Annotated in this window: 22 protein-coding genes; 13 read left to right on the top strand and 9 right to left on the bottom strand. The window is 56.0% G+C overall.

The window, feature by feature from the left end; all coding sequences use genetic code 11:
* Positions 1–11 precede the first annotated feature (11 nt).
* Entirely contained in the window at positions 12–887 is an 876-nt protein-coding gene (locus N3G78_00805; protein MCX8116455.1) for a diadenylate cyclase, read from the bottom strand.
* 132 nt (positions 888–1,019) lie between these two features.
* Between N3G78_00805 and ychF the strand changes: the two genes are divergently transcribed.
* Positions 1,020–2,114 carry a redox-regulated ATPase YchF gene (gene ychF / locus N3G78_00800; GenBank protein MCX8116454.1) on the top strand — a complete coding sequence of 365 codons (1,095 nt, stop codon included), beginning with the start codon at positions 1,020–1,022 and terminating at the stop codon, positions 2,112–2,114.
* 24 nt (positions 2,115–2,138) lie between these two features.
* Positions 2,139–2,714, top strand: coding sequence for a tetratricopeptide repeat protein (locus N3G78_00795; GenBank protein MCX8116453.1), 576 nt, complete (start codon positions 2,139–2,141; stop codon positions 2,712–2,714).
* A gap of 15 nt (positions 2,715–2,729) precedes the next feature.
* Here N3G78_00795 and N3G78_00790 read toward each other — a convergent pair whose 3' ends face one another.
* From N3G78_00790 to N3G78_00765, 6 genes are read right to left on the bottom strand one after another with little or no spacing between them, the layout of a single operon-like run.
* Positions 2,730–3,113, bottom strand: a complete 384-nt coding sequence (locus N3G78_00790) for a peptide chain release factor-like protein (protein MCX8116452.1) — start codon at positions 3,111–3,113, stop codon at positions 2,730–2,732.
* Positions 3,091–3,771, bottom strand: a complete 681-nt coding sequence (gene phoU, locus N3G78_00785) for a phosphate signaling complex protein PhoU (GenBank protein ID MCX8116451.1) — start codon at positions 3,769–3,771, stop codon at positions 3,091–3,093. Before phoU ends, N3G78_00790 begins: the two co-directional genes overlap by 23 nt.
* A 23-nt stretch (positions 3,772–3,794) precedes the next feature.
* Positions 3,795–4,592 carry a phosphate ABC transporter ATP-binding protein PstB gene (pstB, locus tag N3G78_00780; protein MCX8116450.1) on the bottom strand — a complete coding sequence of 266 codons (798 nt, stop codon included), beginning with the start codon at positions 4,590–4,592 and terminating at the stop codon, positions 3,795–3,797.
* Positions 4,586–5,515 carry a phosphate ABC transporter permease PstA gene (gene pstA, locus N3G78_00775; protein ID MCX8116449.1) on the bottom strand — a complete coding sequence of 310 codons (930 nt, stop codon included), beginning with the start codon at positions 5,513–5,515 and terminating at the stop codon, positions 4,586–4,588. Before pstA ends, pstB begins: the two co-directional genes overlap by 7 nt.
* Before the next feature lie 12 nt (positions 5,516–5,527).
* On the bottom strand, positions 5,528–6,421 hold the full coding sequence (pstC, locus tag N3G78_00770; protein ID MCX8116448.1) for a phosphate ABC transporter permease subunit PstC: 894 nt from the start codon (positions 6,419–6,421) through the stop codon (positions 5,528–5,530).
* A gap of 4 nt (positions 6,422–6,425) precedes the next feature.
* Positions 6,426–7,442: a PstS family phosphate ABC transporter substrate-binding protein gene (locus N3G78_00765; protein MCX8116447.1), complete on the bottom strand. Its 1,017-nt coding sequence runs from the start codon at positions 7,440–7,442 to the stop codon at positions 6,426–6,428.
* Between the two features lie 293 nt (positions 7,443–7,735).
* Between N3G78_00765 and N3G78_00760 the strand changes: the two genes are divergently transcribed.
* The gene (locus tag N3G78_00760; GenBank protein ID MCX8116446.1) at positions 7,736–8,983 is read left to right on the top strand and encodes a family 1 glycosylhydrolase; all 1,248 of its coding nucleotides are present in this window, start codon (positions 7,736–7,738) and stop codon (positions 8,981–8,983) included.
* A gap of 2 nt (positions 8,984–8,985) precedes the next feature.
* Here N3G78_00760 and N3G78_00755 read toward each other — a convergent pair whose 3' ends face one another.
* The gene (locus N3G78_00755) at positions 8,986–9,357 is read right to left on the bottom strand and encodes a hypothetical protein (protein ID MCX8116445.1); all 372 of its coding nucleotides are present in this window, start codon (positions 9,355–9,357) and stop codon (positions 8,986–8,988) included.
* Positions 9,358–9,885: 528 nt separating this feature from the next.
* On the opposite strand from N3G78_00755, the gene N3G78_00750 reads away from it, so the two are divergent.
* The 6 genes from N3G78_00750 (at position 9,886) to N3G78_00725 (ending at position 16,118) form a co-directional block, all read left to right on the top strand.
* Entirely contained in the window at positions 9,886–10,185 is a 300-nt protein-coding gene (locus N3G78_00750; GenBank protein MCX8116444.1) for a DUF5132 domain-containing protein, read from the top strand.
* A gap of 21 nt (positions 10,186–10,206) precedes the next feature.
* The gene (locus N3G78_00745; protein MCX8116443.1) at positions 10,207–10,704 is read left to right on the top strand and encodes a hypothetical protein; all 498 of its coding nucleotides are present in this window, start codon (positions 10,207–10,209) and stop codon (positions 10,702–10,704) included.
* A 127-nt stretch (positions 10,705–10,831) separates the two neighbouring features.
* Positions 10,832–11,527 (top strand): hypothetical protein, encoded by a 696-nt coding sequence (locus N3G78_00740; protein MCX8116442.1) that lies wholly within the window; start codon positions 10,832–10,834, stop codon positions 11,525–11,527.
* A 1-nt stretch (position 11,528) separates the two neighbouring features.
* Complete coding sequence (locus N3G78_00735; protein ID MCX8116441.1) at positions 11,529–14,600, top strand: cation-transporting P-type ATPase; 3,072 nt, start codon at positions 11,529–11,531, stop codon at positions 14,598–14,600.
* Between the two features lie 72 nt (positions 14,601–14,672).
* On the top strand, positions 14,673–15,875 hold the full coding sequence (gene metK, locus N3G78_00730; protein ID MCX8116440.1) for a methionine adenosyltransferase: 1,203 nt from the start codon (positions 14,673–14,675) through the stop codon (positions 15,873–15,875).
* Positions 15,876–15,893: 18 nt separating this feature from the next.
* Positions 15,894–16,118 carry a DUF3562 domain-containing protein gene (locus tag N3G78_00725; GenBank protein ID MCX8116439.1) on the top strand — a complete coding sequence of 75 codons (225 nt, stop codon included), beginning with the start codon at positions 15,894–15,896 and terminating at the stop codon, positions 16,116–16,118.
* Positions 16,119–16,161: 43 nt separating this feature from the next.
* Here the strand turns inward: N3G78_00725 and N3G78_00720 are convergent, their stop codons facing one another.
* Positions 16,162–16,374: a hypothetical protein gene (locus N3G78_00720; GenBank protein MCX8116438.1), complete on the bottom strand. Its 213-nt coding sequence runs from the start codon at positions 16,372–16,374 to the stop codon at positions 16,162–16,164.
* A 240-nt stretch (positions 16,375–16,614) separates the two neighbouring features.
* Here N3G78_00720 and N3G78_00715 point away from each other — a divergent pair, with 240 nt between their 5' ends.
* The 4 genes from N3G78_00715 to N3G78_00700 all read left to right on the top strand — a co-directional run bounded on the left by N3G78_00715 (position 16,615) and on the right by N3G78_00700 (position 19,644).
* Positions 16,615–17,310: a DUF1571 domain-containing protein gene (locus N3G78_00715; GenBank protein ID MCX8116437.1), complete on the top strand. Its 696-nt coding sequence runs from the start codon at positions 16,615–16,617 to the stop codon at positions 17,308–17,310.
* 127 nt (positions 17,311–17,437) lie between these two features.
* The gene (locus tag N3G78_00710; protein ID MCX8116436.1) at positions 17,438–18,142 is read left to right on the top strand and encodes a PHP domain-containing protein; all 705 of its coding nucleotides are present in this window, start codon (positions 17,438–17,440) and stop codon (positions 18,140–18,142) included.
* Positions 18,143–18,158: 16 nt separating this feature from the next.
* Positions 18,159–19,370 (top strand): glycosyltransferase, encoded by a 1,212-nt coding sequence (locus N3G78_00705; GenBank protein ID MCX8116435.1) that lies wholly within the window; start codon positions 18,159–18,161, stop codon positions 19,368–19,370.
* Between the two features lie 43 nt (positions 19,371–19,413).
* A complete protein-coding gene (locus N3G78_00700; protein ID MCX8116434.1) occupies positions 19,414–19,644 on the top strand; it encodes a hypothetical protein in 231 nt (76 codons plus the stop codon).
* Position 19,645: the final 1 nt, after the last annotated feature.

The following is a 19,645-nucleotide window of genomic DNA, read 5'->3' as shown; positions in this document are numbered from 1 at the left end:
CCGTCCGGGACCTATTCTCCCTTTCCGATCTCCAGAAGGATCTTTCCGCGATGGAAGATCCGGATGCTGCCCGTCTCCTCTGAGATGACGATGGCAAGGGCCTCGGTCAATCGCGTGATCCCGGCCGCGGCCCGGTGGCGGCTTCCCAAACCAAGGGGGATCTCGAGGTCCTCCCCTGAGGCGTCGAGGTGCCGACCCGCGGCAAGGATCACCCCGTCTTCGCGAAAGATGAACGCCCCATCGATGGTGGCGAACTCTTTAACCGTCTCCTTCAAGCGGTGATCGAGCACATTTCTCTCTTCCTCAGGGTAACCCTGAAAGGGATTGATCACCATCGGGTGAGAGAACTTGAGGGTCTCCTCGTGTTTGCCCAGGACGAAGATGGTCCCGATCGGTTTCCGGCCCTCCTTGCCCTCGTTCGATATTTCGAGGGCGAGGTTCAAGATCGCCTCGAAGACCTCCGGCCGGACGATTTCGGAGATGATCGGTAGGTCGGGGGAGGAGAGGATCTCGAACTCCTTTCCGAGGTCGAGGATCAGGAGGTTGTCAAGGGCTTTGGACTTGGGCATGCCGGAGAGGCAAACCCACCTGTCTCCTTTTTGGACGAGCCCTTTGGAGAGGGCCTGGATGATTGCCATTTTGATCTGATTGGTCCGGCCCAGAGGGAAATTCGGGATCCGGAGCACGTTTTTGAAGAAGGCGCAGGCCTCCTGGAAGGAGTTTTCGTCCTGGATCGCCAGCATGAGGTCGACCTTCCTCTCCTGTCCGATCTTGGCGAGGCCTTCGTAGTCCTCGATCAGGTCTCCGTAGAGCAGGATGCCTTTCGATTTGGTCTTGTTCACCGCCGTGCAGGCGATCTCCACCATCAGTCGGTTCTGCTGTTTCACGTGATCCTCCCTCTTTTTTGCTTCCCCCGATGAGAACCCTTTATTTTCCCGCCCAATTATTATACAAATATTGCTGGAGAATGCCACAGGAAAGTTCCCTTCGATCGTCGGGGGTAGCGCGGAGAGAGGCGGATGGGATTTCGTTGCGGGATCGTGGGGCTCCCCAATGCCGGCAAGTCGACCATCTTCAACAGTCTGACCGCGGCCAGGGCGGAGGTGGCCAGTTACCGCTTCTGTACCATCCAACCCAACTTGGGCATCGTTCCCGTCCCCGACCCGAGGCTGGAAGAGCTCGCTCGGAGGATCCGGCCCAAAAAGGTGACCCCGACGACGCTCGAATTCTTCGATATTGCCGGCCTGGTCAAAGGGGCCAGCAAGGGCGAAGGGCTCGGGAATCAGTTTCTCGATCACATCCGGAACGTGGATGCCATCGCCCATACGGTCCGGTGCTTTGAAAATTCCCAGGTCCTCCATGATTTCGGATCCCTCGATCCGGTCAGGGATATCGAGGTGGTGAACACGGAGCTGATCCTGGCCGATCTCCAAACCCTTGAGAAGAGGATGGCCAAGGTGGAGAAGCTCCACCGGATCGGAGGGAAGGAGTCCGGCCTGGCCTTGGAGGTCTACCGGGAGGTCCATGCCCTCCTGAACGGGGGACAGATGGCAAGACGGCTCTCCGTGACCGAGGAGAAGAGGGCGATCCTCGAGGACCTCCACCTGCTCACCTCGAAGCCTGTCTTCTATGTGGCCAATGTGGACCCGAAAGAGCTCAGAGGGGAGGGGCCCCACCTCAAACGCCTGATGGAATGGGCCGAGGAGAGAGGAGAGAGGGTGGTCGTCATCTGCGGGGACCTCGAGGCCGAGCTCGCCGAGTTGAGGGAGGACGAACGGGAGGACTTCCGGAAGGAACTCGGATTGGAAGGGTCGAGCCTGGAAAGGTTGATCCGGGTAGGTTATGACATTCTCGATCTGGTGACCTTTTATACGACCGTCCATTCCGAGCTCAGGGCATGGACGGTTCCGAAGGGGACCCCAGCGCCCAAAGCCGCAGGAAAGATCCACACCGACATGGAACGGGGATTTATCCGGGCGGAGGTCATTTCCTACGACCATTTCATTGCTTGTGGATCGGAACATCAGGCCAGGGAGAAGGGCCTGGTCCGGTCTGAGGGGAAGGAGTATCGAATCCAGGATGGGGACATCGTCCATTTTCGGTTCCATCCCTGATCCTTTTCTCCAGGGGCATCCTTTATGAGGTGGATCCGCTTCCTCTACTTTATGATTCCGGTCCTCGGTTCTGTTCTTAAAGATCTCTTCCTCCGTCCCCAATCGGGGAAGGAGAACCGCCTCCACTATCTCCTGGGCCAGGCCGATGCCTATGATCGAGCGGGCCTGACAGACCGCTCGATCCGGATCTATGAACGTCTCCTCAAGAAATCCCCTGATTCCATCCCAATCTATATGAACCTCGGCGGCGCCTATCTGCGGAAGGGACGGTTTGACAAGGCGATCCCCTTTTACGAACAGGTGGTCCGGTTGAACCCGAGGCATTATCAGGGCCACTATTGGCTGGCGGTGTGCTACTACCGAATGGAAAGGTATTTCGCCGCCATCCATACCCTCGAGGAGGTCCTCGAATTCCTTCCCACCTTCAAGGATGCCCTCAATCTCCTCGGGGAGTGTTATGAAAGGATCGGGGAGGGAGCGAAGGCGGAGCACTATTATTTAAAAGCGATCAGCGCAGAGGCCCAGGGACGGGTCATCCAGGCGGGGCTGCTCCACCCGCCGGGTCAGGACAAGAAAAGGGCGGAGAGGATCCGGCACTGAAAGGATGGCTTTCCTCTAAGGTTCTTCGAAGGGAGGCTTCCGGAGTCGCTTCTTTTCAGCCAACCTCCTCTTCGCTTCAAGGCGCTTCTCCTTAGCCCTCCGAGGGACCGGGGTGGGCACCCGTTCGCCGGCCGGCTGCTCCCGTTTGAGCAGACGTTGCCTTAAACGCTCCCAGGCCCGCTTCAGGTTTTGAGATCGGAGGCGGAAATCCGAGGCCTTGACGGTGATACCGGAGGGAAGATGTCTCAGTCGGATGGCGGTCTCGGTCTTATTCCTCCGCTGGCCTCCAGGGCCCCGGGATCGGTAGGATTCGACGATCACCTGCCTTTTTAAGGCGTCCAGATCGGCCTGAACCGCCCTCTTCAACGTATCGACCCTATGCCCCTCTTTCTTTGGCATCGGCGTGGTGTTTGATCACCTTGGCGTCGACCATGAAGATGACGTCCTCGGCGATGTTGGTGGCGTGGTCCGCGATCCGCTCCAGACAGCGGGCCACGATCATGAGGTGGACCGCCCGGGTGATGGTTTTGGGGTCGGACATCATGTAGGTGAGGAGCTCTCGCACGACCTGGTCGTTCAGCCCGTCCACCAGATCGTCCCTTTCACAGACCGAGCGGGCCAGCTTCACGTCACGGTTGACAAAGGCATCCAGGACGTCCTTCACCATCGACTGGGCGATCTCCGCCATCCGGGGAAGGTCGATGTAGGGTTTGAGCTGGGGCTCCTGGTTGAGGGAGAGGGCGCGCTCCGCAATGTTGACCGCCTGATCGCCCATCCGTTCGAGGTCGGTGGTGATCTTCATCGCCGAGGTGATGAAGCGGAGGTCGACCGCCATGGGCTGCCTCAGGGCGAGGAGTTTCAAGCACATATCGTCGATCACCAGTTCCATCTCGTTGATCTGTTTTTCCCGTTCGAAGATCTGGTGGGCGAGGTCCGAGTCCCGCTTGACGAGGGATTGGACCGCATCGTGGATGGTGACCTCGACCAGGGTGGCCATCTTGAGCAGCTGCTGCTTCAGTTCCTGGAGTTCTTTCTGGAATTGGGTTTCGGTGATCATACGCTCTCCCTCTTAGGCCTCGTCTAACCGAACCGACCGGTGATATAGTCCTCGGTCAATTTTTGGGAAGGGTGGGTGAAGATCTTCTCGGTCTTATCGTATTCGATGATCTCCCCCAAATACATGAAGGCGGTGTAATCGGAGACCCGTGCCGCTTGTTGCATGTTATGGGTGACGATGATGATGGTGACGTCTTTCTTGAGCTGGATGATCAGCTCCTCGATCTTGGAGGTGGCGGTCGGGTCGAGGGCGGAGGTCGGTTCGTCAAAGAGGAGGATCTCCGGATCCGTCGCCAAAGCCCGGGCGATGCAAAGCCTCTGCTGCTGCCCCCCGGAGAGGTTGAAGGCCAGGTCGTGAACCCGGTCCTTGACCTCCTCCCAAAGGGCGGCCTGCTTCAGGGCCTTGACGACCTTCTCTTCGAGATAGGATTTCCGGTTCTCCCCTCGGACCCTCAACCCATAGGCGACATTTTCGAAGATCGTCTTGGGAAAGGGATTCGGCTTCTGAAAGACCATGCTGATCCGCATGCGCACCTCGATCGGGTCGATCTTCGGGCTGAGGATATTCAGCCGGTCCGGGTAAAGGAGGATCTCTCCCTCGTAGCGATTGTTCGGGTAGAGATCGTGCATCCGGTTGAAGCAACGGAGGTAGGTCGTCTTGCCGCAACCCGAGGGGCCGATCAGGGCGGTGATCTTCTTTTCGGCGATGGAGAGGTGGATGTTTTTGAGGGCCTGGAGGTGATTATAGAAAAAATTCAAGTTTTTTACCTCGGCCTTCAGCGGTTCGGATGTCATGGTGGCTTCCCCCCTGTTTTTCACCATTTGATTCGCTTGCGGAAGCGGTGCCTCAAATAAATGGCCAATCCATTCATGGCCAGCGTCATGAGAAGGAGGATGATCCCGGCGGCCGCTGCATTGAGGTGAAACTCCTTCTGCGGCCGGGACACCCAGTTGAACATCTGGATGGGCATGACCGTGAAGGGGTCGAATAGCCATTTGAAGGAGAGAAACGGGAAGTCTGACGTGACTGGAGAGGAAGGTAAGAAGGCGATGAAGGTGAGGGCGCCCACGGTGATGATGGGAGCGGTCTCCCCGATGGCCCGGGAGAGGCCGATGATGATCCCCGTGAGGATCCCTCCCATGGAGTAAGGGAGGATGTGATCCTTGACGGTCTGCCATTTCGTGGCGCCTAAAGCATAGGAGGCCTCCCGGATGGAGTTGGGGATCGCCCGGATCGACTCCCGGGTGGCGATCACCACCAACGGCAGAATCAGAAGGCCCAGGGTCAATCCGCCGGTCAGAATGCTCTCCCCAAATTTTAAAAAATAGACGAAGAGTCCCAACGCCAAGAGGCCGTAGATGATCGAAGGGACGCCCGCAAGGTTATTCATGTTGATCTCGATCAGGTGGGTGAACCAGTTCTTTCGGCCATATTCTTCGAGATAGATGCCCGTGGCGATCCCCAGAGGGACGGCCGTGGCCGCCGTCACGACCATCACCAGGGTGGTGCCGACCCAGGCCGAGAGGATCCCCGCCTTCTCGGGGAATCGCGAGGGGTAGGAGGTGAAAAAAGACCAGCTCAGTCTCGGGAGGCCATCGAGGAAGAGATCGATGATCAACGTGAAGAGGAGGACAAAACCGATCAGGGTGCAGAGGAGCCCGACGATCGCGAAGACATAGTCCCGGAATTTATTATAGGCGATTGTTCTCCGGATCTGTTCGACGTCCTGGGTTTGAGGGGTCATCCTGATCTGACCTCAGTAGGCTTCCCGGATCCTTCTTCGGAACCAGAAGCCCAAAATGTTGAGGAAAAGGGTCATGAAAAAGAGCGTGATCCCCGCCGCGAAGATCGTCTTGTATTCGAGCGTCCCGTGGGGAACGTCTCCGAGGCTGACGCCGACGATGTAAGCCGTGAGGGTCTGGATGGGTTCGAGGGGGTTGAACGTCAAATTGGGCATCATGCCTGCGGCGATGGCCACGACCATGGTCTCCCCGATCGCCCTCGAGATGCCGATGATGAACGCGGCCGCGATCCCCGAAAAGGCGGAAGGGATGACGACACGGAAGGCGGTCTGAAATTTGGTTGCGCCCATCGCATAGGAACCTTCCCGGATATGCATGGGGACGGCCTTCATGGCGTCTTCGCTTACGGAGCTTACGTAAGGGATGATCATGATCCCCATGATGATGCCGGGGCTGAGGGCATTGAACCCAGAGAGGTTGGGGATGAACTCTTGGAGAATGGGCGTGAGGAAGAGCAGGGCAAAATACCCGTAGACGACCGTTGGGACGGCCGCAAGGATTTCGAGGATGGGCTTGGCGATCTCCCGGACCCTGAATGGAGCGTATTCGCTTAGGTAGACGGCCACGATCAGGCCGATGGGCAAGGCCACGGAGACCGCGATGGAGGTGACCAGCAGGGTCCCCGTCACAAGGGGGAGGATGCCGAATTTGGGCTGGGCGAAGAGCGGGGTCCACTGTTTGCCGGTGAGAAATTCACGGAGGGATACGTCCCTGAAAAAACCCGCGGCTTCGTAGATGAGGATGAAGACGATGCCCAGGGTGACAAAAATGGAGGAGAGGGCACAGAGGAGCAGACTACTCTCAATGGCCCTCTCCTTGATCTTTCGGATCGGGTTTCTGGTCGCCACGAAGCTATTTTTTCTCCTCGAGCTTCAGCAGTTCTTCGATCTTCATCCCGATCTTGGGTTCTCCACCGAAAACGGTCCCGGTCACCTTCCTGGCGAAGCGCTCTTCGGCCAGTTTATAGGCCCTCTCGGGGAGAGGAATATATTTGACCTGTTTGACCAGCTTGGAGGCGTTCCTGAGGTAAAACTCGATAAACTCCTTTACCTCAGGGCGTTCGGCGGACTTCTTGTTCACATAGATGAAGATCGGCCTCGAGAGGGGGGTGTAGGTTCCGTCCATGACCGTTTTTTCGGAGGGAAGGACAGGACCCCTTCCGCCGTCGATCGCCACGAGTTTCAACTTGTCCGGGTTCTCTGCGTAGTAGGCGTAGCCGAAAAACCCGAGGGCCCCCCGATCGGAGGCGATGCCCTGGACGAGGACGTTATCGTCCTCACTGGCGGTAAAGTCACCCCGGCTTGACCTCGATTTTCCGACGATGGCCTCCGTGAAATAGTCGAACGTTCCCGAATCGACCCCAGGTCCGTAGAGTTTCAAAGGAACGTCTGGCCAGGCGGGGTTGACTTGATTCCATTTCACGATCTTTCCCTCTGCCGCGGGCTCCCAGATCTTTTTCAGTTCGGCCACCGTCATCGAGGTGACCCAGGTGTTTTTCGGGTTGACCATCACGGCCAGACCATCATAGGCGATCGGCAATTCGATGAATTCAATGCCCGCCTCCTTGGCAGCCTCCATCTCCTTCTTGACGATGGGCCTGGAGGCGTTGGAGATGTCGGTTTCCCCTCGGGTGAACTTCTTAAATCCTCCGCCCGTGCCAGAAATCCCGACGGTCACCTTGATGGTTCCTTTTTTCATTTTTTGGAACTCTTCGGCCACGGCCTCGGTGATGGGATAGACCGTGCTCGACCCATCGATCTTGATGATCTTCTCCTGAGCAGAGGCCTGACCGGGATGACCTCCAATGGCCATCCATCCGATGACCAGCCCTAAGGCGATCCCCACTCCGAAAACCTTCAAAATCTTCATTGTTAAAGACCCTTTCATTTTTTACCTCCTTTTTAATTAGTCGTGTTTTGTTACAAATTTGTTACATTTCTGTTACAATCTTGCGACGCCCCTTCACCTCCTTCGTCGACGAAATCATTTTTCTCTTCCAGAAGCGACCCTGGATGCGTCAATATTAATAGGAGCTCATTACAACCATGTTACAACTCTGTTAAATTTGGGATTTCCGATTTGATAAATGGGAAGAGAGGCGTTACCTTCTATCTTGCTCTAAGCATCGTTTCCGCGGATATTTCTCAACCGGAGGCAAGGCGATGGGAGAACGGAAATTCCTCTGGGGAGTAGCCACCTCCGCCTTCCAGATCGAGGGCTCCCCTTTTGCTGATTGGGCGACCTGGGACGAGAGGCTTCGGGCACATCCGGACGTGACCCACCATTATCATTTATACAAAGAGGATTTAAAACTCCTCAAAGAGATCGGGGTCAACGCCTATCGGTTTTCGATCGAGTGGAGTCGAATCCAGCCTGCCCAGGATCGCTGGGATGATATGGCGCTCGGCAGGTACCTGGAGATCGTTCGAATCCTTCGAGAAGAGCAGATTGAGCCGGTTATCACCCTTCATCATTTCACCCACCCGAGGTGGTTTCTTGAAAAATTTCCTTGGCATCGAGAGGAATCCATCTTGAAATTTGCAGAATATGTGAAGCACATCGTCGAGGCTTTCGGGGAGGTTCGTTACTGGATCACCTTCAACGAACCCAATGTCCTCTTACTGGGTGGTTACCTGGATGGGTGTATGCCTCCCGGGGTCAAGGACCAGACTTCCTATGTTCATGCCAACGTAAACCTCCTTCTTGCCCATGCAGAGGCCTACGACATTCTCCACGGGAGGAACGCCCAGGCCGAGGTCGGATTGGCTCAAAACATGGCGGTCTTCGCTCCGTACCGCTCATGGAGTCCTCTCGATCGATTCTTGGCCAGGGTGGCCCACCGCTATTACAACCTCTCTTTATTGGAGGCCATACGGATTGGCCGTTTAAGGCTTCGTTTCCCGATTTTCAAAAAGATTGAGGTTGATCTTCCCCTTCGCGGGAAATTGGATTTCATCGGGGTGAATTACTATACGCGCATCCACCTCCAATTCAACCCCTTTTGTCGCATGGGGGTGGCCCTCCGATACGAGGATAGAGAGGGAAATGGGTTAACCGATATGGGCTGGGAGATCTATCCGCGAGGCCTCGAACAAGTCCTGAGGGAGGCTTCGACCTTTGGGCTTCCGGTGATGATCACCGAAAATGGCATCGCGACCGCTGACCGAAGGAAGAAGGATTGGTACATCAAAAGCCATCTCGATATCTTAGAGGGTTGCCTGAAAAAGGGGATGGATATCCGGGGTTATTTTTATTGGTCCCTCATGGACCATTATGAATGGCTAAAGGGTATGGATGCCCGGTTCGGGCTTTACCGGGTCGATTTCGAAACCCTCGAACGAAAGGCGACCCCGGTTGCTAAATTCTACTCTTTTCTGATTAAGAGGAGATCTGGTACCTTCCTCCTATAATTTTACAAGAAGAGGGTGAGGACAGCTAAAGGTGATCCCTGCAAGGCGCTATCTGCGAAAGCCCCGAAGATGGCCTTCCATGCCCATTGCCCCGCCTGCGTGGCCGCGTTTTGGATGTATTGTTCGTTCGTGATTGCTTTGGCTTTATCAAAGTAGCCAAACCGGGTTAAAACAGAGGTGAGGGTTTCAGGTTCAACCACATTCGGGTCATAGTGTATCACGAGGCTTCCCGTCACCGGATTGATGGCCGTGGAAAGGACTCCGTGGATGGACTCGATCATCGCCTTGGCCTCGGATGCCTTCTTCTCGTTCCCCTTAAAGAGTGGGGTTCTGATCCTTAATCTGCCCGGTACCTGATGGAGGTAATACCCCATATTCCGCCTCCCCTTTCATCATCTTCCGATAGGTTTTACATACAGGATAAAAAGAGCATCGAAATCGCCACGAGCGGTCGTCTTCCTTGTAGAGGTGCATCTTCCTCCCACAGATGGAGCAGGTGGGGCGGGGGATGCTTTTTTTAACCGTGGTCTTTTGAGTGAATTGCACCCCGCAGAGTACACAACGATACCTTTGTTCCCCTGTTTTCAACCTCCCAAATTTATAGATGACGTTGGCATCACATCTTGGGCATCGAAGCCCTATAATTTTGAAGGATTCCACGAATGGTAAATATCTCGGCTTTGTTACAATTTGGTGAAGGAGGCCTTAAATTTTGGTTAAATTTTTTAAGTCACCCGTTTCAGCAAGCTGAATGAGAGGAGGGCCACGAGTAAAAAGTTTTCAAGGATATCAATGAATTAATTGCTTGACCGAAAGGAGGAAACTAATGAAAGAGGCCATGGCAATTCACTATCCATGGGTGTAAAATTACCGGTAAAACCATCTCGTTAGGGGGTGTTTTCATGAGCCTTTTTAATAATGGATTGAGAGGAAATATATTGGGGGGGTTAGCCATCGGGATAGGTGCGGCACTTCTCGCTCCGATTGTGGTTCCGGTACTGGCGACGATCGTCAAACCTCTGGCCAAGGGGGCTATCAAAGGAGGATTCCTTCTCTACGAGAAAGGGAGGGAGATCGTGGCAGAGACCCAAGAGGTGGTCGAAGACTTGGTCGCAGAGGTCAAATCGGAGTTGGCCCATGCCCACAAGAGCGAGATGATGGCAGTCCCGGAGGTGAAGGAAGAGGGGGGATTGAAAAGCTAATTTTATCTCAGGGAGAGGAGCATGGAAGAGGGATTACCCATCGCCTTCGTACGGCATCGGTCTCCAGGGAGATTGAGATTGCATATTCCTTCCAGAAAAAGGGATGCCCCCTTTTTTCAGGAGAGGATCACCCCGCCCTTCTCTCAACTCTCAGGCGTGGAACGCATCGAGACCAATCCTCTCACCGGAAGCATTCTGCTGCTTCACCACTTGGATATCGATTCTCTTGCCCAATTTGCCAGAGATAAGGGCCTGTTTGCGCTTCAACTCAAGAAAGAGGCAGCTTCTTTTCACCAAGCCGCCATTCGGGCCTTCAGCACCCTCGAAGGTCGGACTTCGGAGCTCACGGGCGGGGCCGTCAATCTGGGGGCCCTGGCCTCCATCGCACTCATTGCGGCAGGAACCTACCAGATCCTAAAGGGTAATGTCTCGGCCATTCCTTGGTATACCGCTTTCTGGTATGGCCTTAACCTCTTTCTCAAGTCGAAACCAGAGGGAGGAGCTTCCGAAGGAGAATGAGGCATTCCTACGGCCTTGAGGAATCCTCCATCCCTTCCCAGGGTTGCAAGCCCTTGCCCTAAAAGCACGGGTTTCAATCCTCTTTGGAATCCTTTTGGCTCAACTTTGATCAAAGGAGGGTGAGATCGTGGATACGACAGAAAAGAAGGTCGGGGAATCAAGTGTAGATATAGGCAAAGCCGGCACGGCGGTGAAGGAGGGGATCATCGGAAGCCTCAAAGGGATCAGCGAGATTGAGGCGGAGATCGTCACACTGGTGCGGTCGACAGTTTCCAACACCCTAAAAGCCACCGGGACCGCCGCTGAAGAGAGCCTGGCCCTCACCAAAGATGTGGTGAAAGGCGCGATTCAGGCGACGGAAGAGGTTGGGACGGGTTTGATGTTGAGCGCCAAGAATGTGGCCAAGGGCGTGGTCATGGGGGTGAGCGATGTCGGCGGGGATGTCGTCACCGTGGCGGGCCAGACGATTCGAGGAGCGGTCAAGGGAGCGGCGGAGATCGGCGCGGATGTCTCCCTCGTGGCCCGGCGGACTGTCGATGGCCTGATCGAGGCGACCAAGGAGATCGGTGGGAACGTAGAGGAGGTGGCCAAGGTCGCGGTCGAGGGTGCCGTGGAAGCCGCGGGCCATATCAGCAACACCGCCCTCCGGGCTGTCAAGGAGGTCATGCTCGGTGTGGTGGAGGGTGTGAAGGATGTGCTTCAGGCCGCCCTTCCCAAGCCGAGGGAGACCGGGGCATCGACCCCCTCAACCACCCCCCCAAGCACGGGTTCTGGTTTAGAAGAGAGACCTATCCGGAAAGGTCGAACCAGGACAGAACCGTGATATGGGGTTGACTCAAATCGTTCACGCGGCGGTAGAGGGCAGGGTAAGGATTAAGATCACCGGCCTTTACCGCTCTGAGCCTCTCAAAAGATTCCTTGAACTCCGGTTAGCCGCCCTACGGGAAGTCCGCCTTTTCTCCATCAACCTTCTGACCGGAAAGGTCCTTATCCTTTTCGACCCTGGGACCTCCACCCCAACCCTCCTGACCCAGGTCGAGAGGATCGTCTCCGACTTTTATCGCCAAAGCCCAAACAAACCTTCCTCCTCCCCTTGCCAGGAGGGAGAGCGGGAGGTTCGATCCCCTGAATCCCTCCTCTCCCCTCCAAACCTTTCCACTCCGAGAGCTTTGCGAAAATCGATTCGACGGGCCACCGAGCAGGAGAGCAGACCCTGGCATTGCCTTTCTGCCCAGTCGGTCATCGAGCACTTTGGCACGGATCGGACCAGCGGTTTATCCTGCGAGAGGGTTCAGGAGAGGTTAAAAAAATTTGGCCCAAATCTCCTCCCAGAGTCCGTCCCTCGATCGAAGTGGAGGATCTTCATCGAACAGTTCAAATCCTTGCCGGTGGCCTTGCTTGGAGTGGCCACGGTGATTTCGCTGGCCACCGGCGGCTTGGTGGAAGCCCTGGTGATCCTGAGCGTCGTGGCCATCAATGCCACCATAGGATGCTGGACCGAGAGTCAGACGGAAAGGATCATCCATTCCCTCAAGAGCCTCGTCCGGCCTTCCGCCCTGGTGAAACGGGACGGGCTGCTTCAAGAGGTCGGCGTCGGAGAGATCGTCCCGGGCGATCTCCTCGTACTGCGACCCGGAACCTACGTGGCCGCAGACGCCCGATTGATCGAAACCTCCCATCTCAGCGTAGATGAATCGGCCCTCACCGGCGAGAGCTTGCCCGTGGGGAAAGAGACCGAGCCCTTGGGCGATCCCGGCCTCCCGCTTGCAGACCGACACAACATGGTCTACCGGGGGACTCTGGTGACCGGGGGACAAGGCCTGGCTGTGGTTGTGGCCACGGGAAGATATACGGAAATCGGCCAGATTCAGATGCTGATCGGAGCCTCGAAGCCTCCCCAAACCCCTATGGAACGACAACTTCAAAGGGTCGGGTCGCAGCTTGTCTATCTCAGCACGGCGATCTGCATCGCCATCTTTCTCATCGGCCTTCTCCGGGGATACGGGTTGTTGCCGATGCTGAAACTCTCCATCTCGCTGGCGGTTGCGGCCGTTCCCGAAGGGCTTCCGGCTGTGGCCACCACCACGCTGGCGCTGGGAGTCCGCAACATGCAGAGGCATCGCGCCCTGATCCGGCATCTTGAGGCCGTGGAGACCCTGGGATCGGTCCAAACGATCTGTCTCGACAAGACCGGGACGCTCACGCTCAATCGGATGTCCATCAAAGCCGTTCACGTGAACGGCAAGACCTACGAAGTTTCTCAGGATCGCCTGATGGAAAACGGGAAGACGATTCATCCCTACCAATCCGATGAACTCTTGAGATTGGTCCACCTCTCTGTCTTGTGCAATGAAAGCGAGGTGTTCGAAAAGAACGGGGAGGTTCTGGTTTCCGGCTCCGCTACCGAAAACGCCCTTCTCTCTTTGGCCCTCGCCGTCGGAGTCAATATCCAGGAGTTGAGGGCTCGATATCCCCTGGTGAGCATTCAACACCGCTCGGAAAATCGGAATTTCATGATGACCCTTCACCGGACCCCAGACCCCAATCTGGCCCTTCTCGCCTTGAAAGGCAACCCCCTTGAGGTCTTGTCCCTCTGTAGCCGTTGTCTCATCAACGGGGAGGAGGTCCCCCTGTCTGAAGAAGACCGTCTGGCCATCGAGTGGGAGAATCAACGGATGGCAGGCGAGGCCTTGAGGGTTCTGGGTTTCGCTTTTGGCCTTGGCAAGGCAAACGAAAACCCCTCCTCGCTGATGAACCCAGAGGAGGCGGACTCGCTCACCGATGGGTTGGTCTGGGTCGGGCTGATCGGCATGGGAGACCCGGTGCGGCCCGGCGTGAAGGAGCTGATCGCGGCCTTCCATCGCACGGGCATCGATACGATCATGATCACGGGCGATCAGACCCCCACCGCCTATGCCATCGGCAAGGAACTGAATTTGGGCCGGGACGGGCCGTTGGAGATCCTTGACTCGACGCACCTAAACCAAATGGACCCCGACGTCCTGAAGGCCTTGTGTGAAAAGGTTCATGTCTTTTCGAGGGTCACGCCCGCCCATAAGCTCCAGATCGTCCACGCCCTCCAGAGCGCCGGACGGGTGGTTGCCATGACAGGGGACGGGATCAACGATGGTCCCGCCTTGAAGGCCGCCGACATCGGGGTGGCCATGGGCAAGACCGGAACCGATGTGGCCCGGGAAGTGGCGGATGTCGTGCTGGAGGATGACAATCTCCAGACCATGGTGGTGGCAATCGGACAAGGAAGGACGATTTACAACAATATCCAGAAAACGGTCCGTTATCTCCTGGCGACCAATCTCAGCGAGATCATGGTGATGAGCGCAGCGACCCTTGGAGGGGCGGGGCCACCCTTAAACGTGATCCAGCTCCTCTGGATCAACCTGATCTCGGACATCTTCCCCGGCCTGGGGTTGGCCCTCGATCCCCCTGAACCGGACGTCTTTATTCAGCCTCCCCGTGATCCGAGGGAGCCGATCCTCCGGAGGGGCGATTTCAAACGGATCGGGGTCTCTGCGGCCCTTTTGTCTGCGGGCGCCCTGGGAGCATATGGATATGGATGGGCGCGCTACGGGGTCGGCCCCCGAGCCAGCACCCTGGCCTTCATGAGCCTGTGCATCGGCCAGATCCTTCACGCCCTCAGTTGTCGGTCGGATCAGAAGCCTTTGCTGGGCCTGGGTTCGGCGGACCGAGGACTTTCGCCGAATCGATTTCTCAACGTGGCGGTGGGAGGCAGCCTGGCCCTCCAGGTCGCCATTCCCTTCTTACCGGGGTTGAGGAGGCTGTTGGGCGTCACCCCCATTGGTTTCATCGACGCCTGGATGATCGGGTTCAGCGCCCTTTGGCCCCTGGTGATCCAAGAAAGGCTCAAACCGGGTTAGGATTTTTGGAAAGACGGTTAACCATCGCGAAGGAGGAAGGCTTCGGGTGGACCCAGGGAGGGATGAGCGGATATGAAGAAGGATTTCATGTTTACCTCGGAGTCGGTCACGGAAGGACATCCCGACAAATTATGCGATCAGATCAGCGATGCCATCCTGGATCGTTTCCTCCAGCAGGATCCTTATTCAAGGGTGATCGTAGAGTGTGCGGTATCGACCGCCATCATCTTTATTGCGGCCCGATTCGACAGCGCGGCGAGGCTCGATTTCCCCAATATCGCCAGGCAGGTCGTCCACCAGATTGGCTACGATCATCAAACCTTCAATGCCCAGACCTGTAGCATCCTCACCAGCCTGAAGGAACTTCCCCACGATGGGGCCTATGCCTTCGACGAACAGGGCCTTTCGGATGAGGAGATGGATCGCATCACGGTGAAGAACCAGGTCACCGTCTTCGGGTTTGCCTGTAATCAAACCCCCTCCCTGATGCCCCTGCCGATCTGGCTGGCCCATAAGCTGGCCCGGAGATTGGCCGCCGTGAGGCATCAGAAGATCCTCCCCTATCTGGCGCCGGATGGAAAGACCCAGGTCGGGATAGAATATCGACAGGGACGCCCGTTCAGGCTTCACAGCATCACGGTGATCGCTGCCCAGAAGTCCTCTCCGGATCAAGGAGGGCCTGACCTATCCTCTTTGGCCCAAGACATCCAGGAGGAGGTGATCTTTCCCGTCTTCCAGGACGAGGAGATCAAACCCGACGAGAAGACGAGGATCTTCGTCAATCCGGACGGGCCCTTTTATGTCGGAGGCCCGGCGGTCCATTCTGGGTTGACGGGCAGGAAGAATGCGATCGATACCTATGGGGAATTCTCGAGACACAGCGGGGCCGCCCTGAGCGGTAAAGATCCGACTCGAATCGACCGGGTTGGAGCTTATGCGGCCCGTTACGCGGCCAAGAACGTGGTGGCCGCTGGCCTGGCCGAAGAATGTGAACTTCAATTGAGCTATTCGATCGGGCTTTCGAGACCCGTCAGCATCCATGTCGAGACGTTTGGAACGGGAAAGGTCTCCAACGAAGAGATCGTCCGCCGGTTGAACCGGCATTTCGATTTCCGGTTGGCGGGGATCTTGCGCCAATTCAAGCTCCGGTATTTGCCCGGCCTCCTCAAAGGGGGCTTCTATCGGAAGCTGGCGGCTTATGGCCATGTGGGAAGAATGGACATCGGCCTTCCCTGGGAGCTGACCGATAAAGCCGGCATGCTCGCCGAGGGTTGATTTGACAAGGAGATGACCATGACTGCCGAAACGCTTTATGAGGATGACCTCGAAAAGAAGCAGCACCTGGACGCCATGCAGAGCTTGGCCAGGGACCTCAAAGGAGTTCCGGAGGAGGTTTTTCAGATCTATGAGGCCGTCCTGAGGGAGTATAAAAAGAAGGCAAGGATCAAGCTCTATCTCTCCATCCTCGTTTCGAAGCGGGTCAAAGAGCTTCTCGATAAGGGGGCTTTTTTGAGTTAGCCCAAACGGGCCGAGGCTTCCCTCGGTCCTCTGGCTCGCGGGATCAAGGCAGGGAAGAGATCCCCTCGAGAAGGGGTCTCGGTTTTCGGCCTCCGTACCGGCGAGCAGGGCGGCCTGTCCCTTGGGTCAAACGATTCCTCAAGATGACCGGATCGATGATCTCTCCGCAGAAGAGACAACGATAACCCTGAAAAACATCGTGAAGGCCATAAAATACTTCGGACACCATGATTCCCCCACAACGTTGACACCTCATCGCTTGCTCCTTGAAAGAGGAAATTTTAGCCCTTAAGAGCGTAACTCCTAAACGTGGCAAGAAGTTTAGGATTGAATGAAGATTCAGTGAAGGGAATCTCTCTCGGCGTCATAAAATTATAACCCTTTTGTAACCCTCCTGACATCTCCCTCTCATACTATTTTGCCGATACCGGGCCACCCCAGATCCAAGGAGCCAAAATCTCCTATGAGCCCTCGATCCCTCTGGCAGGGAGGACGAATGCCCCTGCTTGTTTTATCGGTCTTATTCGACCTGTTCTCGACCTTTTCCACTGGGCACGCGGTCTGTTTAAAGGAGTGGTTAGGTCAAGCCGAGGAGATCCTTGAGCGGACCGAGTCCTATACCGCGATCTTCCATAAGCAGGAGCGGATCAAGGATTGGTTAAAGTCAAAGGAGACCGTCCGGTTCAAATTCAAGAAGCCTTTCAAGGTTTACATGCAGTGGATCGAGGGACCCGGGAAAGGAAGGGAGATCTATTATGTCGAGGGCTGGAACAAGAACCGAATCCTCGTTCGCGAGCCAGGGACCTTCGGCACGGTGACCCTCCACCTCAACCCCCTCGGCCGTCTTGCCATGCAGGGAAGCCGACACCCCATCACCGATGCCGGTCTGGGTTTTCTCGTAAGGCTTTTCGGAGAGAACCTCAGAAGGGGCTGGGCCTCCGGGCAGGTGGCTTATGAACTCCTGAAAGAAGAGCAGGTTTATGGCCGAAGGGCTTTGGTTATTGACCTACGCTTTCCAAGAGATCCCCGCTATGGCTATTATTGCTATCGGACCCTCATGGCCATCGATACCCAGACGAAGGTTCCCATCCGAGTAGTGGCCTTCGACTGGGAAGAGAGGCTCATGGGTGACTATGGCTATGAGCAGCTCGTTCTCGATGCCGGTCTGACCGATGATGAGTTCCGGCCGTGACCTCCGCTCCAGCCTATCGGCCGACTTTGTATCCCCTCTAATTCATTTAAAAATATCCCTCTCCCTTCACACAAAATCTATCATTTTTTAATCATTCTGTAACAATGTTCACGCAAAATAGGGTCAGATGCTGCTCTGCGACTTCCATATCCATACGAGGTATTCGGACGGTTCGATTGAATTGAGAAGGGTGATCGACCTTTTCGGTCAGGCCGGGTTCGATGTCATTGCCATCACAGATCATGTGTTCAACGGAAAGAGCGCCTATGGGAAACTTGCCCATCGCTTCAGGTTCTCTGTCCGAGAGGAGAATTTCGACGCCTATCTCGAGCACATCCGGGAAGAGGCGAAACGGGCATGGGATCGCTATGGATTGCTCGTCCTTCCGGGCGTCGAGATCACCAAGAGCTCCTTCTCCTCCGATCAGGCGGCCCATGTCCTGCTGATCGATCTCAAATCGTTCATTTCCGCCGAATGGGAATTCGAAAGGATCTTTCTTGAGGCCAAAAGGCAGGACGCCCTCATCATCGCCTGCCACCCCCATCACTCCTCGGAATTGCTGGCCCTGGACACCCTCTACCTCTGGCACCACCGAAAAAGGTACGCCCCTTATATCGACGCCTGGGAGATCGCCAACCGGGACGATGTCTTCAACGTCATCAGCCTGAAGAAATTCCCATATATCGCGGGCAGCGATTTTCACCGGCCGAGGCATCTCTATTCCTGGAAGACGATGCTCGACTGCGAGAAGGACGTCCAGGCGGTCAAGCAATGCATCCGATCCAATCGGGGAGTGGCCATCACCCTTTTTCGCAACGGCACTCCCTGGTGAGGCCGAAGGAGAGGCGATGGAGTTCTTCTGGATCATCTGTGGATTTACCTTTCTCGGGATCGCGGGATTTGGCCTCCAGATCCTCGCCGTTCGTTCCTATGTCCCAAGACCGCAACGACCGGGACAAGGGTCAGAGGAGCCTCCTTTTGCTCCTCCCATCTCGATCCTCAAGCCCTTGAACGGTCTGGATGACCACCTCTTCGATAATCTGGCCAGCTTTTGCGAGCAGGATTACGCCCAATTTGAAATTCTCTTTTCCCTCCAGGATCCCAACGATCCGGCCCGTCGGGTGGTCCAAAAGATCAAGGAGAAATTCCCGGACCGGGAGATCTCCATCACCATCGAGGCCTGTGAGGAGGGGTGGAACCCGAAAGTGAACAACATGCTTCCCGCCTATCGAAAGGCCCGCTACCCTTATCTGCTGATCAGCGACAGCAATGTGATGGTCGACCGGGACTATCTCAAGAGCATCGTCCAGCCCATGAAGGACCCCCAGACGGGTCTGGTGACCAACCTGATCAAAGGGGTCGGCGCCAAGACCCTCGGCTCCCTTTTCGAAAACCTTCATCTGAATTCTTTCATTCTCGGAAACGTCTGTTTTTTACAGAAGTATTTGAAAATCCCCTGCGTCATCGGCAAATCGATGCTCCTGCGGAAATCCGACCTTGAAGCCCTGGGTGGGTTGAGCGCCTTCAAGGATATCCTGGCCGAGGACCATTTCATCGGGATGAAGATCAAGGAACGGGGGCAGAAAGTGGTCCTCTCCAACCACCTGATCAGCAACGTAAACGAGTACTGGGGATTGAGACGCTTCATGAACCGACACTTGAGATGGGGGAAGATGCGTTGGAAGATCCTGGGTTACAAATATCTCTCGGAGCTGATCGGGAACCCCGTCCTCCTCTCCATGGCCGCGCTCCTCCTGGACGGTCCCTCAAAAAGGGCCTTTTTGGTGATCGGGCTGACGAGCCTCCTTAAGACCTTGGGAGACTATCACCTTGGAAGGAGGATCGGAGTTTCTCTCTCCCCCCTCGCCTACGGCCTCTCCCCCATCAAAGATCTTGTGATCGGGCTGATCTGGTTCCTCTCCATCGCCAATGACACGGTGGTCTGGCGGGGGAAACGGTTCGCGATCGGGCCCAATACGGTCTTATCCCCAAAATCGCCCAAAGGAATCCGGCCATGGAGATATCGTTTAGGGGGACGAATTGCGGTTGGAGGGTCATGAAAGGAAAGCAAAAAGGCCCCTTAAGATGGATCAGGGAGGTTTTATGAAGCAGGCTGTATTTCCCTCGCCCTTCAAGACAAAATTGACCTACTGGCTGGCCAAGTGGGAGGAGACCATCACCTTCCTCACCCTTCTCTTCGGGGTTTTGGCCATCGGCTCGGGCATCGCCTGGTTATTCCTGCAAGAGAGGCCGCTTCTTTACGGCCTGATGGGTTTCAGTGCCATCTACTTTGCAGGAAGGAGGGCGTGGAAGGCCCCGCAGACCCTTCTCTGAG

Source organism: Thermodesulfobacteriota bacterium (genome assembly GCA_026415035.1).
Taxonomy (GTDB): Bacteria; Desulfobacterota; BSN033; order BSN033; family UBA1163; genus RBG-16-49-23.
Note: the sequence above shows the minus strand (reverse complement) of the source record. Positions and strands in the feature narration are given on the sequence as shown.